Annotated in this window: 14 protein-coding genes; 13 read left to right on the forward strand and 1 reads right to left on the reverse strand. The window is 42.7% G+C overall.

The window, feature by feature from the left end; all coding sequences use genetic code 11:
• The first annotated feature begins 116 nt into the window (after positions 1–116).
• Positions 117–1,358, forward strand: coding sequence for an ATP-binding protein (locus LGO15_RS12630; protein ID WP_167830764.1), 1,242 nt, complete (start codon positions 117–119; stop codon positions 1,356–1,358).
• A gap of 168 nt (positions 1,359–1,526) precedes the next feature.
• Entirely contained in the window at positions 1,527–2,492 is a 966-nt protein-coding gene (locus LGO15_RS12635; RefSeq protein ID WP_167830765.1) for a hypothetical protein, read from the forward strand.
• Between the two features lie 34 nt (positions 2,493–2,526).
• Here the strand turns inward: LGO15_RS12635 and LGO15_RS12640 are convergent, their stop codons facing one another.
• Positions 2,527–3,369, reverse strand: a complete 843-nt coding sequence (locus LGO15_RS12640; protein ID WP_167830766.1) for an STAS domain-containing protein — start codon at positions 3,367–3,369, stop codon at positions 2,527–2,529.
• A 286-nt stretch (positions 3,370–3,655) separates the two neighbouring features.
• Between LGO15_RS12640 and LGO15_RS12645 the strand changes: the two genes are divergently transcribed.
• From LGO15_RS12645 to LGO15_RS12695, 11 genes are all read left to right on the forward strand, one after another.
• Positions 3,656–4,801, forward strand: a complete 1,146-nt coding sequence (locus LGO15_RS12645) for an exonuclease SbcCD subunit D (protein ID WP_167830767.1) — start codon at positions 3,656–3,658, stop codon at positions 4,799–4,801.
• The gene (locus LGO15_RS12650) at positions 4,798–7,935 is read left to right on the forward strand and encodes an AAA family ATPase (RefSeq protein WP_226084950.1); all 3,138 of its coding nucleotides are present in this window, start codon (positions 4,798–4,800) and stop codon (positions 7,933–7,935) included. Before LGO15_RS12645 ends, LGO15_RS12650 begins: the two co-directional genes overlap by 4 nt.
• 112 nt (positions 7,936–8,047) lie before the next feature.
• Positions 8,048–9,109 carry a DUF3900 domain-containing protein gene (locus LGO15_RS12655; protein ID WP_167830769.1) on the forward strand — a complete coding sequence of 354 codons (1,062 nt, stop codon included), beginning with the start codon at positions 8,048–8,050 and terminating at the stop codon, positions 9,107–9,109.
• Between the two features lie 160 nt (positions 9,110–9,269).
• Positions 9,270–9,761: an NUDIX hydrolase gene (locus LGO15_RS12660; protein ID WP_226084951.1), complete on the forward strand. Its 492-nt coding sequence runs from the start codon at positions 9,270–9,272 to the stop codon at positions 9,759–9,761.
• Positions 9,762–9,788: 27 nt separating this feature from the next.
• Positions 9,789–10,568: a class I SAM-dependent methyltransferase gene (locus LGO15_RS12665; protein ID WP_226084952.1), complete on the forward strand. Its 780-nt coding sequence runs from the start codon at positions 9,789–9,791 to the stop codon at positions 10,566–10,568.
• Between the two features lie 219 nt (positions 10,569–10,787).
• On the forward strand, positions 10,788–11,540 hold the full coding sequence (locus LGO15_RS12670; protein WP_226084953.1) for an SDR family NAD(P)-dependent oxidoreductase: 753 nt from the start codon (positions 10,788–10,790) through the stop codon (positions 11,538–11,540).
• Positions 11,541–11,579: 39 nt separating this feature from the next.
• Positions 11,580–13,193, forward strand: a complete 1,614-nt coding sequence (locus LGO15_RS12675; RefSeq protein ID WP_226084954.1) for a long-chain-fatty-acid--CoA ligase — start codon at positions 11,580–11,582, stop codon at positions 13,191–13,193.
• Between the two features lie 79 nt (positions 13,194–13,272).
• Complete coding sequence (locus LGO15_RS12680; protein ID WP_167830774.1) at positions 13,273–13,836, forward strand: TetR/AcrR family transcriptional regulator; 564 nt, start codon at positions 13,273–13,275, stop codon at positions 13,834–13,836.
• Between the two features lie 106 nt (positions 13,837–13,942).
• Positions 13,943–14,344 carry an acyl-CoA thioesterase gene (locus LGO15_RS12685; RefSeq protein WP_226084955.1) on the forward strand — a complete coding sequence of 134 codons (402 nt, stop codon included), beginning with the start codon at positions 13,943–13,945 and terminating at the stop codon, positions 14,342–14,344.
• Between the two features lie 39 nt (positions 14,345–14,383).
• Entirely contained in the window at positions 14,384–15,163 is a 780-nt protein-coding gene (locus LGO15_RS12690) for an SDR family NAD(P)-dependent oxidoreductase (RefSeq protein WP_226084956.1), read from the forward strand.
• Positions 15,164–15,201: 38 nt separating this feature from the next.
• On the forward strand, positions 15,202–15,993 hold the full coding sequence (locus LGO15_RS12695; RefSeq protein ID WP_226084957.1) for an enoyl-CoA hydratase/isomerase family protein: 792 nt from the start codon (positions 15,202–15,204) through the stop codon (positions 15,991–15,993).
• Positions 15,994–15,995 lie beyond the last annotated feature (2 nt).

The raw sequence follows: 15,995 nt of genomic DNA on the forward strand, positions 1-15,995 counted from the left end.
CTCCTTTTTTCCAATATAAAACAAATGACAAGGAATAAAAAGGTGATAATGGGTAAAATTTGCGCTGTCCACAGGATTATAATACTATCTTTATAAGTACTTATGGTGGTGTTGCAGTGGAAATTACAAAGCATTTATTAATGAACCTCTCGCTGCTCCTTGTCCTGCTGTTTTTTACACAGTTAATCATTGAAAGACAAGTAAATGAAGAGAAGCGTGAAATTTATCAATTATTCTATTTTATTATATCGATTTTTACCTGTTATATATTTTCAGTTCAAGTTCAGGATGGCATCCGTTTTGATCTTCGACAGGTCCCGATGATTCTCGGTGGTCTCTATACTGGATATAGTTTTCTTCTTGCAGGGCTTACTCTTTTAATGCGAGCTTTGTTGGGAATAAACGATGGGTTCTGGGTGTCGGTTGGGGTCTTTTCCGGACTTGCCATCCTTTTGAAGTGGATTCACCCATGGTTTAACAGGTTAAGCTTGAACAGCAGAGTCGGTGTTTCTGTCTTATTGACAGTCATCACTTCCTTTTTATTAATGCAGATGGTCGCCATAGTTAACGAACCCATTAGTCATCCAGAAGCATGGATCAGCTTCATCTTGATTCCTGCCTTAACTTCAGGTCTAGTCAGTTATTCAATTGAGACGATCCGCCAAACCTTCATTATCCGCCAAAGGTTGGCAAAGGCTGATAAAATTGAAGCAGTCAGCCATTTAAGTGCGTCTATTTCTCATGAAATCCGTAATCCGCTAACCACAGTAAAAGGTTTTTTGCAGCTTTTAGGTGAGAAAGACTATCCTGAAGATAAGAAAAAAGAATTCATTGATATTGCTGTCCAGGAATTGAAGAGGGCGGAAGAAGTGATCAATGATTATCTGACTTTTGCTAGGCCAGCGTTTGAAAAGGAAGAGAAAATCGAAGTCGAGAAGGAACTGAATCATGTACTTAATGTACTTAGCCCATTGGCCAATCTGAATGGTGTCAAAATAACAAAAAAATTCAGTCCAGGTTTATTCATATCAGGAGATCGCTCGAAGTTTAAGCAAGGATTCATTAATCTGATGAAAAACGGTTTGGAGGCTATGCCAAATGGCGGTGAACTGATCATCCAGACGTTCCTCACCGGTTCTGTGATCCATATTCTTGTCAGGGATACAGGGATCGGGATGAATGAAGAGCAAATTGCCCGGCTGGGTGAACCATACTACACGACAAAAGGAAAGCAAGGAACTGGTCTTGGCATGATGGTAACATTCAGCATCATTCGTGCAATGAGAGGGAAGGTGGAAGTGAAAAGCCAGATTGGAATGGGGACAACCTTCCATATTCGCTTCACCAAAACATTGTAAAGATGACTTGCTGCTAACTTTTTAAAACAATTGCTCCCTTCATTCCACTTGAAGCTCAGCCAGCTGGCTGGGCTTTTTTAATCAAAAAATTCACCCACTTTGAAACTTTTCCATTAAGAAAACCGTATTAACGTTAACAATGATTACATAAGGTGAGGTGCATGATAAATGGGTATTTTCTTAACGATTGCCGCTGGAGCAGGGATCCTTTTTGCGATTTACTATTTCTCTGGCAATGGAAGCAAGAAGAAGGTTTTATTGAAGGAGAACATCCCGGATCGCCTTGGCTTGCTGGGAAACGTTCCAGCTTCATCCACCTTCCAAAAACTAGAGAACGCACTGCCTTATGAATACATCCATCAAGTGAAACTACGTTTCTTAAGTGATCATCCCCAAGTGTCTGAAGATGAATTCGAGTGGCGTCTTTTCGAACTAAAACGGTATTTCTTCCTTAATTCTTTTTTGAAAAGTACGCCAATGTTCAGCAGCAAGGTGGATGAGGTTTGGCATGAGATGCTGATGTTCACAAAGCAATATGAAGGATTTTCTGATCGATTCCTTGGGAAAATGCTTCATCATACCCCTAACTTGGAACCTGAACCGGCACCCCAGCAAAGAGCATTTTTTGATTGGGTGTTCTCTCAGCTGTTTGAAATAACTGAGTATACGTGGCAGGCCTGGGGAGATTTCTTCCATTATCCAATGGATAGGCAAGTCCTCCAAAAAATGAGTCTCCTTAGTGACGATGAATTGAAACAGCAATTATTTAACGTAACTGGGGATAATCAGGAACTGGTGGATTACTTAATAACCCAGTTAAGAGCGCAACTGAAAGATGCTCAAGAAATCTATCATACAGATAAAAAAGGGGCTTTTGAAAGGCCAGGGCTTTTCGGCGACCTATCCGGATTAAGCTTGGTAATGGTATTTTATTCTTATTACTACTTTGATGAGTACTGGGATTATGCTAAAGCATATGCCTATTCAAACCAGATAAACGGTACATCGGGCTGCAGTGCTGTTTTTTGCGGTTCGGGAGGGCTTAATGATTCTCATAACGACGGAGGAGGCCATAGCTGTTCGAGCAGCTGTTCAAGCAGTTGTTCGAGCTGCGGCGGAGGATGCTCCTCTTAAAAAGAAAAACCTGCTAGTGGCTTGCTAGCAGGTTTTAACTTTGAATAATTTTTTTCACGACATTCTGCAGGTTGCCTTCCGTTGTTATTCCTGAAAAATCGATTCCTAGCTGAACAGCGGTTTGGGCAACCTCCGGCCTGATACCTGTTACGATTGATCGCACGCCAAGTAGATTTAATGCGTCCATCAGTTTGAAGATCTGATGGGCTACCATCGTGTCAACCATCACGACCCCTGAAAGATCGACAATCAAGGTGTTAATTCGTGCATCGATACTTTGTGTAAGTGTTGATTCCATCAAGCTTTTTGCTCTCGTTGTATCAATTTCACCAATCAATGGCAGGAGGCCGACTTCCTTAGTCAAGCTAATCACTGGAGTGCTCAATTCCTTGATTAGTGTGGCTTGGGAGGCTAAGCGATTCATAAGGATTTCCATGAAAACAACGATAAAAGTTTCAAAGACATAATCCAATGTGTAATTGATCTTTTTTTCCCAGGTAAATATGTCGTCCAGTGTAATCTCCATTTCCGTCTGCTTTACGAAGCGTTGAACATATTCCCAATAAACACGTCTAAAAACTCCTGAATTCCATGCTACTTCTGTCAGGTCGGTTTTAGATTTAATGCGGTCAGCTGCAGTCTGACTCGTCCAGGCTGAAATGGTTTCCTTCATCTCTTCCTCAGACTGATAAAGTGATTTGGCCACAAGGCGAACATAGTTTGAGTTCTGTTCCTTCACTCTGTTCATTACTTCAGAAGGAGCATCAGCAGAGTAATCCGAACCTTTAATAACACGCTGGCGTTTAAGCCAATCCTCTGAAAAATCCGTTGCATGCTCTACTAAAAATTCATATAATGCCCTTGATTTTGTTTTCATTTTAATCCCTGCTTTAATTGATTTGTCGTTACCTCTATTGTGGAAAACCGTGGTAGAAAAGTCAAATCTGAGAGTCAATTATTAACTGTAATATAATAGACAAAATAAGAGGAAAATTCAGGTAGATTTCAGATTGGATGTTTGATAGAATCAGAACAAACGTTCCTTTCACTTTCCTTTTTTTGAGTGCCCATTAGATTTTTGAGTTTGGTATAATAGAAACATTGTCAAAAAAGCATTTAAGAACTATTTAAATAGATAATTTAATTAACAGGGGGGATTTGGGATGAAATTTATCCATACAGGTGATTGGCATCTTGGGAAGCTGGTTCATGGAATGTACATGACAGAAGATCAGCGAGAAGTATTGAATCAATTTGTTGAGCTTGTCGCAGAAGAACAACCTGATGCTGTAGTGATTGCAGGTGATTTGTATGACAGGTCTGTACCGCCAACAGATGCCGTCGAGCTTCTTGATGAAGTGCTGTTCCGGATCAATGTGGAGCTGAACACTCCGGTTGTTGCAATTGCTGGTAACCACGATAGTGCAGAGCGCCTGTCATTTGGGAGCTCATGGTACCGCCATAATCATTTTTACCTTACAGGAAAATTGGCGAACGATTTTAAGCCAGTACATATCAATGGTGTGAATTTCCATTTGGTTCCTTATGCGGAACCTGGAGTTGTCCGCCATTTGCTGGACGATTCATCCATCCATTCCCATCAGGAAGCAATGAAAGCAGTGATCGGTAAAATAGAAGAAAACCTGAACCCAAACGAGCCAAACGTTTTTGTAGGACATGCCTTCGTACTTGGCGGGGACTCATGTGATTCGGAGAGGTCATTGTCAGTTGGCGGTTCTGGCTGTGTTACGCAGGATTTATTTGACCCATTCTCCTTCACAGCACTCGGACATCTTCACAGTCCTGATGCGATCAAACATGACAAGATTAAGTACTCTGGATCCCTTTTAAAATATTCCTTTTCCGAGGCAAAACAGCGGAAGTCCATTTCAATCGTTGAAATGAATGATAACGGCAGTTTCGAGATGCGCTATAAGACTTTAAAGCCGAAGCAAGATATGCGGGAGTTGGAAGGCCACTTAGAACAGCTACTTGATCCATCCTTTTATGAAAAAGAGAATACGAATGACTATTTAAAAGTAACTTTGCTTGATGATGGGGCGATGATTGACCCAATGGGCAAGCTGCGTCAGGTTTTCCCAAATGTTCTCCACCTTGAGAGAAAAATAGAATCCATCGACCAAAAACATAAGCAAAGCTTCACATCCATAAGGGAAGAAAAAAAATCCGAACTAGAGCTATTCGAACAGTTTTATCAGGAAATGACGACAAGTGAATTCACAGACGAAAAACGAGGTGTAATGACAGATGTGATTGGCAATGTGCTGAAAGAGGAGGCGCAAAAATGAAACCTCTTAAATTGACCATGCAGGCGTTCGGTCCTTATGCCGGTTCCGAAACTATCGACTTCAAACAGTTGGAGAACAGGACGATGTTTGTCATTTCCGGGAAAACAGGTTCAGGTAAAACAACGATTTTTGATGGAATCAGTTATGCGATTTACGGCAAGGCAAGCGGGGAGGATCGGAACGGGCCTGACTTGCGGAGCCAGTTCGCAGAAGATGATGTTTTGACAGAGGTTACGTTGGAGTTTTCTCTTCGCCGAAAGACTTATCGAATCACAAGATCTCCACAACAGGAGAGGAAAAAGAAGTCAGGGGAAGGAACAACCAATATAGGAGCAAAAGCCGAACTCTATTTGATTGATGAAAATGGTGAATTGCAGCTGTTAGCATCCAATGTTCGCGAAGTTGATGAAAAAATCAAGGAAATCATGATCATCGACAGCAACCAATTTCGGCAGATCCTGATGATTCCTCAGGGGGAATTCCGCAAGCTGCTAACATCCGACAGCAAGGAAAAAGAAGTCATCCTGCAGAGATTATTCCATACTGAGATTTATAAAAGGGTAGAAGAGAAACTTAAAGAAGAAGCAACAATTTTGAAAAAATCGGTTGAGGACCAGGTTGAAAAGAGGGACTCCCAGCTCCGAAGCATTAAAGCTGTCGAGAATGATGAACTCAAGGTGCTACTAGCAGCGGGCAGTGTGAATGATACCATGATCCTCCCACTTCTGAAAAAGGAAATAAGTGCTATGGAGGAAAAGCTTCAGCATCTGGCAAAAGGCCGTGAAAAACTTCAGCTTGAACGTGACCAGATGCAGCAACGGCTATTCGAAGCCGAAGCTACATTGAAACAAATTCAATCTCTTGAGACCTTAAAGACTGTGAAGGAAAAACTGGAAGCACAGGAGTCATTATTTGTTGAAAAAGAGAAGCAGTCTATGCTGGCGAAAAAAGCAGCACTGCTTGACGCCCAGGAACAGCTCTGCCACAGATTGAAGGCTGATTTTGATTCCATTTCGAACCAGGCTGCACAAATAATGAAACGAATCGAAGACTTAACAGTGAAACTGAAGGCTGCTGAACAGGAACAGCAGAAGCAAATTGACCGTGAACCAGAACGGAAGGCGGCGGCTGACCAACTAAGTAAGCTGGCGAATATGAAAGAAGAGGTCCTGGCCTTTTCCCGCATTGATTCCGAGGTAAAGAAAATAAAAGCAACCTTCGATGCAAAAAAACAGGAACGGGAAAAGGGTGAAAATACCCTTAAGACGGCAGAAGACCGTCTTAAGGTTTTACAGGCTGGCAAAGAAGAGGCAGAAACAGCTCAGATTACTTATTTCGAGAATGACAGGCAGCTGGAAAAACTGAACCGTGAACTGGACAAGCTGAAAAAACTTTCCATTCATAACCAAAGACTCCATCAGGCCCAAAAAAGCTTTGAAACAAGAATGGGGCTGTTTAACCAGGCTGTTGCCCGTTTAAACGATGGCAAATCCGCAGCAGAAGAGCTGGAGCAAAAATGGCTTCATTCCCAGGCTGCTGTACTGGCCGGAAAGCTTAGCGATGGCAATGCCTGCCCAGTTTGCGGCTCAGACCATCATCCCTCACCAGCAAAAGCAAGCGAAGGCTTCATTCCTACTGAAGAGGATCTAAAAGCTGCACGTGAACAAGTCTCTCTTCTTGAAAAAGAAAAGAGCAGTGCTGAAAAATCCTTTATTGAAACTGAAGCGAACCTAAGGTCTTTGAACGAGGCGGGAGAGGAATTACTTGCTGAAATTACCGGCTTCCTGGCTGGGTTTGAAATGGAACAGCTGTCCGATGCTGTGATGTTGACTGAAAGGGATATTGAAAAGCTAAAAAAAGAGCAACAAAACCTTTCTTTGAAGAAAGACAACCTTGAGAAAATAAAAACAGAAATCACTAGATTCGAAGAAGGAAAAGAAAAATTGCAACAGCAATTGAAAGAGTTGGACGAAGCCTATCAAAAACTGGTCATCCAGTATACAGAAAAGAAGACGACGCTGGAGCGAATGATAGAAAGGATACCAGCTGAGCTTCGATCACTGCAGGCCTTCGAGGCAAGCCTCCATTCCGCAGAACTTTTGCAAAAGCAGCTTGATCAGGAACTTGAACAGGCCCGGAAAAACTTCCAGGATGCCAAGGAACTGCTGGGAACCGAAACTGCCCGTCGTGAAGAGGCTGAAAAAAGGATAAAAGAAATTGAAACAAAATTGACAACCGAACGCGAAACATTCAAAGACAATATGACAGCACAGGGGTTTAAAAACTACCAAGCTTATAGTCAGGCTAAAATTTCTGAGCAAGCCATACAAAAGCTTGAATCAGATGTTAGGAACTATCGTGAAGAGATCCGGTCTGTAAGGGATCGTTTTTCAGAACTTACAGAGATGTTAAAGGAAGTTAAAAAGCCGGATATGGATACACTCCAAAATCTCTTTGCGGAATTAAACCAGAAGATTAAAGAAGCTGACGAGGCGTATCAGTATTTGAATATGAAAAAACGCGACAATCAATCGATCTTTGAACAGGTTGTTAGCTTAAATGAACAAATGAAGGTGCTTGAGGAAAAGTATAAACTGGTAGGTCATTTATATGAAATCTCAAAGGGTCAGAACACATATAGGATCACATTCGAGCGCTTTGTCCTAGCAGCTTTCCTCGATGATATCCTTCAAGAGGCAAATGTAAGGCTGAACAAAATGACGAGTGGCCGATATCGGTTAATGAGGAAAACGGATCGTTCAAAAGGCAATGTCCAGAGTGGTTTGGAACTTCTCGTGCTAGATGCCTATACAGGGCAAGAAAGGCATGTCAAGACCCTATCCGGAGGCGAAAGCTTCAAAGCCGCGCTATCACTGGCACTTGGCTTGGCCGATGTGGTCCAGAACTATGCTGGCGGTGTTTCGCTCGAAACCATGTTCATTGATGAAGGGTTTGGAACCCTTGATCCGGAGTCACTCGATCAGGCAATCGAAGCATTGATCGATATACAAAGCAGCGGCCGTCTAGTCGGGATTATTTCCCACGTTCCTGAATTAAAGGAAAGAATTGATGCAAGACTTGAGGTTATCTCTACACAAACAGGAAGCAAAACAGAATTCGTCTTAATGAATTGACGCTGAAATACAGCATCCTTCCACAGATAGATGCTGTATTTTCGCGCTTATTGGAGATCCTTATGCATATTTACGAAACGTTCATCAAATATAGTCAGCAGGGAGTTTAATCATGGAATTTGAAGTTCAATACCTTTCTTTTTATGTTGTACAGGTAGAAGGCAAAGGGGAGCAAGCAGATAAAAGATATAAGCATTTCCAGACTTTGAATGAGGAAGAATATGAATCCGGTCCATTAAAGGATTTCCTCGATGGGGAGTTTGCAAAAATCGTCAAGCGCAAGGTGGAGCGTCATCCAAAGACGGACGAAGTTCCTACAAAACTCGGATACTTCATCGTTGAAGAAGGACATGATTTAACATCAAATCCAAACTACAATCTATTTCATCGTGTTCGCTTTGCGGAGTCAAAAGAGGCATTCCAGCAAGAGAGTGAAAAGTTTGCCATCGCCTACGTTGATACAAGCGCTGTGAGAGGCGGTGCGTTTATCGTGGCGAGAGCAAAGCTTCGCAAGTTTTTCGATGATGCGTTTGTGTTCATCCTGAAATGTGACTTTGAACCAAAAGTAGCTTCCATTTCAGATGAATCGACTTTGATTCGGCAGGTTGAGATGGCGATCACAACGAAGAATATGAAATCAATTCAATATCCTTATATGCCAGAAGAGGGCATGATCCAGGATAATGAATTGAAAATTAACCAATCTTCGCATGCACGTTATTTTGAAGACTTTTTGAAATATGTGGAGTATGGCCAGTCGATGCCGGAAATTGTTAAAACCCAGGTCATTGAAATGGTCAGAGGGCATATGGAGGAAACCTTTGAGCCTGAAAGCGAGGAACGGGAGCAGCTGGAGAATGCGATGGAAATCTGGGCTGCAAGCGATAAACGTGAGCTCCAGGAGCGATTCGAACCAGAGCAGGTGATTGAAGCGGCTGCTCAGCTTATCGAGCATACACCTGAACTGGAGCTAAAGATGAAGCTCGACCACATTTCCGTGAAAGGTCTGCTGGCTGATTATGGTGACAGTATCCATCTTGCAAAGGTTAACGGTAAGTATGTCATCATGATTGAAGCTGATACGATTACCTTTGAAAAAGGTTTTTCACCAGTGGAATTTGCCAAACCTGATGAAATAGGCACTGTTGTTGAAAGAATCAGGCAAAAGGGCTAATGACAATGATTGACTTCACACCTTGAGAATGAATTTATAGTATTCCAGAAACTTAAAAGCATTGGCCAATTTGCCAATGCTTTTTTATATTGTCACCCACTTCATATTTTGGTTACAATTGGAAGCAAGGGCGTTTGCAAAACTGAAAGGGGGAGTATGGTTGGTCACTACATATGTAAATTGGGATCATGCAAAAGTAAAGTTATCATGGCAGGAAGAGGATCAGCTTCCTCCCAGGGATTTGATTAGCAGTGTCCATGGCTTCTGCTTCCTCGATGACAAGGTGCTCCTAGTGAATTTGAATCAACGTGGATGGGATATGACTGGCGGTCATATTGAGGCAGATGAATCTGCTGAGGAGTGTTTTAAGAGAGAAACCATGGAAGAGGCCTATGTTTCTGGTGATTGTACGCTTTTAGGTTCGATTATAGTCGATCATAGTGAAAACACCCAATGGAATGAGGATAGTCCTTATCCAAAAATCGGTTTCCAGGTATTTTATCGGATGGATATAACGGAAGTCCATAATTTCGAAGCAGAATACGAATCCTCAGAACGAATCTTCTTGGATCCTAACCAGGTACAAGAATATTACCATGATTGGCACCAGCTTTATGAGCATATTTTAAGAATTGCAGAAAGTAAAAAATAATAGATTAGGAAAGTTAGGGTGAAGAGAATGGACGCTATTAAACAAAATAGCCTTGCTTGGGACAAGAAGGTTGAAAGTGAATCAGTATATACCAAGGCTGTCTCCAGGGAGATTATTGAAAAGAGCAAAGCAGGCGAATGGGAAATTACGGTGACAACGGAAAAACCAGTTCCTAGAAACTGGTTTCCTGAATCGTTGGCGGGCTTGAAGGTTCTTTGTCTTGCTTCTGGCGGAGGACAGCAGGGGCCTGTTCTGGCGGCAGCTGGAGCGGATGTAACGGTTGTTGATATTTCAAAAAAACAACTGGAGCAGGATGAGTTTGTCGCTAATAGAGACGGACTTCAGTTAAGCACTCTGCAATGCAGCATGACAGATCTTTCAGCTTTCAGCGATGAGGAATTTGACTTGATTGTCCACCCAGTGTCGAATGTATTCGTAGAGGATATTTCCAAAGTGTGGAAAGAAGCTTCAAGAGTATTGAAAAACAAAGGAACACTTATTTCGGGATTTACAAATCCTCTCTTATTCATCTTTGATGATGAAGAGGATATGAAAGGAAATCTTGTGGTCAAAAACAAAATTCCCGGATCTTCCCTGGCCAACCTGACAGACTATGAAAAAGAGAAATATATAGAATCAAACAATACCATTGAATTTTTTCATACACTAGAAGACCAGATTCAAGGTCAAATTGATGCAGGCCTAGTCATTGCTGGTTTGTATGAGGACGATTTTGGCGGCAGAAGGCCACTAGATGAGTTTATTAAATGCTTTGTCGCAACAAAAGCTGTAAAAATAAAGCTCTAAATAATCTTAGCCCTAAGTACTCTTAGGGCTTTTTTATCTTATGTGCAATAACCATCTTAGCCGGAATAGTACCAAGCACCAAATACGAACCTTCTTAGTAGCATTATTTACTAATTTATTAGAATATTTAGACTAATAGTTGAATATTTCAATATAAACGTTATAATAAGATTAATAATACATACCGACCGGTTAGTAGAAAGCTGTAGGAGGAATAAAATGAGATTGGGAAACAAGACAGCCACTATTACTGGCGGTGCCAGTGGAATTGGACGTGCAGCCGCACTCCGCTTTGCTCGTGAAGGAGCCCAGGTTGTTATCGGGGATATCAATGTTGATGGCGGCCGGGCGACTGCAGAACTCATTGAGAAACATGGAGGAAGAGCGATTTTTACCGAATTAAATGTAAGCGATTCCAAACAGATGAAGGAAGTTATTTCGGTAACTGTCGAAACCTTTGGGAAGCTGGATATTCTTTTTAATAACGCAGGGATAGGAAATCCGAATGTAAAAAGTGTCGATCTCGATGAAGAGGACTGGGACCAGATTATTGATATTAATCTTAAAGGTGTTTTCCTCGGTATTAAACATGCAGTTCCTGAAATGATGAAGGCTGGCGGCGGCGCAATCATCAACACCTCAAGCTTGCTTGGCATAAAGGGGCAAAAGTATCTTGCAGCTTACAATGCATCGAAAGCCGGTGTCATCCTGCTGACAAAAAATGCAGCATTGGAATATGGCAAAAATCATATACGTGTGAACGCCATTGCACCTGGTGTCATTGATACACATATTATAGAAGGATGGAAAAATGATGAACGCAAATGGCCAATCATTTCAAAGGCCAATGCCTTAGGCAGGATCGGCACACCCGAGGAGGTCGCTAATGCGGTTCTGTTCCTCGCTTCTGATGAAGCTTCTTTTATAACCGGTGCCACTTTGTCAGTCGACGGCGGTGGACTGACATTTTAGCCATATATTTCAAGTTATTATTTGAATGGGGGAAATTTAATGAGCGAGAATAAGGTCTGGCTTTCCAAGTATCCTGACTCCATTGCATCCACAATCACAGTTCCTGAAAAATCTTTGCCACAAATGCTGCGAGAATCAGCTGAGAAGTATCCTCAAAATAATGCCTTATCCTTCTATGGCAGAAAAGTCACTTATGAGCAACTATCCCAAACAGTCACACATTTTGCTTCAGCGCTGCAAAACAGAGGTGTGGAGGGTAGAGACAGGGTTGCCATCATGCTTCCAAATTGCCCTCAATACGTCATAACCTATTTTGGTATTTTGACCGCAGGTGCGATCATTACCCAGGTTAATCCAATGTCCGTTGAACGCGAACTTGAATACATCCTTAATGATTCAGGAGCAGAAACGATTGTTGTGTTTGATGCGCTTTATTCCAAGGTTAAAAGTGTTCAGGCTTCTACCAAACTAAGAAATATTATCGTTGTCAGCCTTCAGCCTACCGAACATACCTTTGTACCGGATACAAAATTTGAAGCGTTTTTAGCAGAAAGCAGCGGCAGGACATCTGTAGTTGATGTTAATCCAGCTGAAGACGTCGCTGTCCTGCAGTATACGGGCGGTACTACAGGAAGATCCAAGGGTGCGATGCTGACCCATCGGAATCTGCTCGCGAATGTACTGCAATCATATGAATTTTTCAAGCATGACATCAAACCTGGAGTGGAGCGTTCATTGACGGTCATCCCGCTGTTCCATGTATTCGGGATGACAGCATGCATGAACCTATCAATCTATACAGGAGCAGAAATCATTTTGTTGCCACGTTTCGACCTGGAAGAGGTCCTGAATACAATTAAAAATGAGCAACCCACCATGTTCCCAGGCGTTCCGACAATGTACGTCGCCATTACGAATCATCCGAAGGCAGAGGAGTATGGAATTGGCAGCATAGAAATTTGCAACAGTGGCAGCGCACCAATGCCAGTAGAGCTGCTGAAAGAATTCGAGAGAAAAACTGGATCAAAAATCCTTGAAGGTTATGGCCTATCAGAAGCCTCTCCTACTACACATTGCAATCCAAGTTTTGCGGAGAGAAAGCCTGGCAGTGTCGGTATTGGCATGCCTTCAACGGAATACAGGGTCGTCGACCTGGCAACAGGGACAAAAGACGTCCCAGCTGGAGAGCTGGGTGAAGTCATCCTCAAAGGCCCACAGGTCATGAAAGGCTACTGGAATATGCCGGAGGAGACAGCCAACACCTTAAGAGATGGATGGCTATATACAGGAGATATCGCTAAAGTTGATGAAGACGGATATCTCTATATTGTCGACAGGAAAAAAGACATGATTATCGCGAGCGGATACAATATCTATCCGCGTGATATTGAGGAAGTTTTATATGAGCACCCAGCTGTACAGGAGGCCGTTATCATTGGCATCCCGGATGAATACCGTGGCGAGGCTGTCAAAGCAGTGATCGTCCTCAAAGCAGGCAAGGAGGCGGATGAGGATCAAATAAAGGAATTTTGCCGTGAAAATATGGCCGCATACAAGGTTCCAAACGTCGTCGAATTCCGTGAACAGCTGCCGAAGACAAGTGTTGGCAAAATACTGCGAAGGGCCCTAAGAGAAGAAGTGAAGAGCAGATAAATACTTTTAACCCAATGGGACAGGGGGTAAAATATGGTATAATTTCTGTGCAGACTAGTAGGATTGCGAGGACAGCAAAGTGAAAGAAAAAATTACCGCACACAGCATAAAATTATTTGAGAAGAAAGGCTTCAGTGAAACATCGATCCAGGATATCGTGGATTCTCTTGGGGTAACTAAAGGTTCTTTCTATTATTATTTTTCCAGCAAAGAAGAATTACTGATGGACATTCACCTGAGATATATTGACGAATTACTGGGCCGTCAGGAAGAAATTCTCGCCGAGCCATCAACAAGCAAGCAAAAATTATTCGATATCGTTTATATGCTGATAAGCAGCATTAAATCCAAAGGAGCATCCGCAAAAATCTTTTTCAGGGAAATGCGCCACTTAAGTGATGATCGTCTGGCCCAGATTGTCGCTAAACGCGACCAATTCAGATTGAACGTCGAACGGCTCATTCGCGAAGGGATCGAAAGCGGTGAATTCCGCAAGGATTTGAATCCAATCATTGTGACATTTGGTATACTGGGCGCTGCAAACTGGAGCTACCAGTGGTTCAATCCACAAGGGAAAGTTTCTGATCGGGAAGTGGCGGAGATTTTTGTTGAAATGATTCTGAAGGGAATCGAAGTCAACTGAAGTATATTGTAGGGAGAGGCGTTGAAAGCCTGGCCTCTTTCTACGCCACTTACATACCAACCGGTTAGTACGAAAAACTATACTCAGAGAGAAAGAGGAGAGATGCATGCAGGAGATCCAGGTTCAAGCACGTTTTGGCGAGACAGATGCGCTGGGACATATCAACAATACCAGTTATTTTGTCTATCTGGAGGAGGCGAGGATCCGTTTTTTTGAAACATTAGGATATAGCATGGAATTGAACGATTGGAAATTCATTTTGGCTTCCACCAAATGTGATTTTGTCAGCCAGGGGTATTTCGACCAGCTATTGACTGTAAAAACTTATGTTTCAAGAATTGGTTCAAAAAGCTTCCAGCTTGAGCATGACATTGTATGCTCACAGACCCAGCAGTTGATTGCTAAAGGTACCGCAATTATTGTGTATTATGATTTTAAAAACCAGAATAGTGAGGTATTACCCGACTTGTTGAAAGAGGGGCTGAAAAGTTATTTACTGCCAGCGTAAATAACTGAATATTCCGTTAAAATTCAGGAGGTGAAAGGATTGAGATTCGCAGACACAGTGGTTCTAGTTACAGGAGCAGGGAGTGGAATCGGGAAAGCGGCCGCCGCCCGGTTTGCAAGTGAAGGAGCAAAAGTACTTTTGGTTGGACGGACGAAATCCAAACTTGAGAGCGCGGCAAACGAAATAAATGAATCATACAAGCTTCCGAGAGCTGAAATTTTCCCTGCTGACGTAACAGATGAGGAAGATATTATCGAGTTAGCTGAATATGTGGAAGAGCAATTTGGCGAATTGCATGTTCTAGTCAATAATGCCGGCGGTTCGGTCCACTCAAAAATAATGGAGACCTCGGAAAGTGATTGGGATTTTGTACAAAATACGAATCTGAAAAGCGTTTTCCTCGTTTCGAAAGTGCTTGGAAAACTCATGGCTGATCACTCAGACGAAAAAAGAGATTTCCGGCAAAACCGCTCGATCGTGAACGTGGCCAGCTTATCCGGTCACCAGGCCGGTGCGCATATCCCTCACTATAGTGCAGCAAAAGCGGGTGTCATCAATTTTACTAAAGCATTGGCTTTGGAATTGTCTCCTTTCGGGATCAGGGTCAATTCCGTATCACCTGGATTCGTGAAAACTCCGCTGACTGAGCAAGGAATGCAAAATGAACAATTTATAAAAGCAATCAGAAAAAATACAGCCTTGAAGCGAGTTGGCAAGCCCGATGAAATCGCGAATGTGATTGCATTTGCTGCTTCTCCGGAAGCTTCTTACATGACAGGTTCCGACATTCTCGTTGATGGCGGCTGGCTGATTAAATAAGTCTATGATTCTATTAAACCCGAGAAAGGATGATTGATTTGACGAATGTAAAAAGTAGTGACCATTTGGTCAAGAACAAAAATGGGGCGGTACTTTCCTTAACATTGAACAGACCCGAAAGCTTGAATGCCTTCAGTCCGGAAATGATTCTAACACTGACGGAGGAATTAAGAGAGGCACAGCTTGACCCTGAGGTAAAAGTAATCGTATTGTCTGGCGCCGGTCGATCGTTCAGTGCTGGCGGCGATGTAAAAACGATGGGCCAGGCAAACGCGGCAGGAGTATATGACCATATAGGCAGGCTGAACGAATGTATCCTTGCAATGAAAGCTTTGGAGAAGCCGATTATTGCAGCGGTACATGGCTTTGCTGCTGGCGCAGGTTTTAATCTGGCACTTGCTTGTGATTTAATTGTCGCTGCGGAAGAAAGTCAATTTGCGCTTAGCTTTTCGCAGGTTGGCCTTGTCTCAGATGGCGGAGGTTCCTATTTTGTCCCAAGATTAGTCGGTCCTCACCTGGCAAAACAATTTATGTTCACTGCAGAACCAATACCGGCACAGCGGTTATACCAGCTGGGCGTGATAAACCATCTTGTCCCTGTTGCACAATTACAGGAAGAGGCGCTTAAGCTAGCTGGCCTTCTTGCAAATGGGCCGACCAGGGCATACGGTATGATCAAAAAACTGGTTGACCATTCCATGACAGCTACGCTTGAAGAGATTCTTGAGCAGGAAAGGATCACACAGACAATGATGGTTTCTACGGAAGATCATCAAGAAGGCATTGCAGCCTTCAAAGAAAAAAGAAAGCCAAACTTTACAGGCAACTAACG

It is taken from the genome of Mesobacillus sp. S13 (assembly GCF_020422885.1).
Taxonomy (GTDB): Bacteria; Bacillota; Bacilli; order Bacillales; family Cytobacillaceae; genus Mesobacillus; species Mesobacillus selenatarsenatis_A.

Coding starts and splice junctions, on each gene's coding strand:
- LGO15_RS12670 (WP_226084953.1), top strand. CDS start 10,788: ATGAGATTGGGAAACAAGACAGCCACTATTACTGGCGGTGCCAGTGGA.
- LGO15_RS12675 (WP_226084954.1), top strand. CDS start 11,580: ATGAGCGAGAATAAGGTCTGGCTTTCCAAGTATCCTGACTCCATTGCA.
- LGO15_RS12655 (WP_167830769.1), top strand. CDS start 8,048: ATGGAATTTGAAGTTCAATACCTTTCTTTTTATGTTGTACAGGTAGAA.
- LGO15_RS12640 (WP_167830766.1), bottom strand. CDS start 3,369: ATGAAAACAAAATCAAGGGCATTATATGAATTTTTAGTAGAGCATGCA.
- LGO15_RS12685 (WP_226084955.1), top strand. CDS start 13,943: ATGCAGGAGATCCAGGTTCAAGCACGTTTTGGCGAGACAGATGCGCTG.
- LGO15_RS12635 (WP_167830765.1), top strand. CDS start 1,527: ATGGGTATTTTCTTAACGATTGCCGCTGGAGCAGGGATCCTTTTTGCG.
- LGO15_RS12650 (WP_226084950.1), top strand. CDS start 4,798: ATGAAACCTCTTAAATTGACCATGCAGGCGTTCGGTCCTTATGCCGGT.
- LGO15_RS12665 (WP_226084952.1), top strand. CDS start 9,789: ATGGACGCTATTAAACAAAATAGCCTTGCTTGGGACAAGAAGGTTGAA.
- LGO15_RS12645 (WP_167830767.1), top strand. CDS start 3,656: ATGAAATTTATCCATACAGGTGATTGGCATCTTGGGAAGCTGGTTCAT.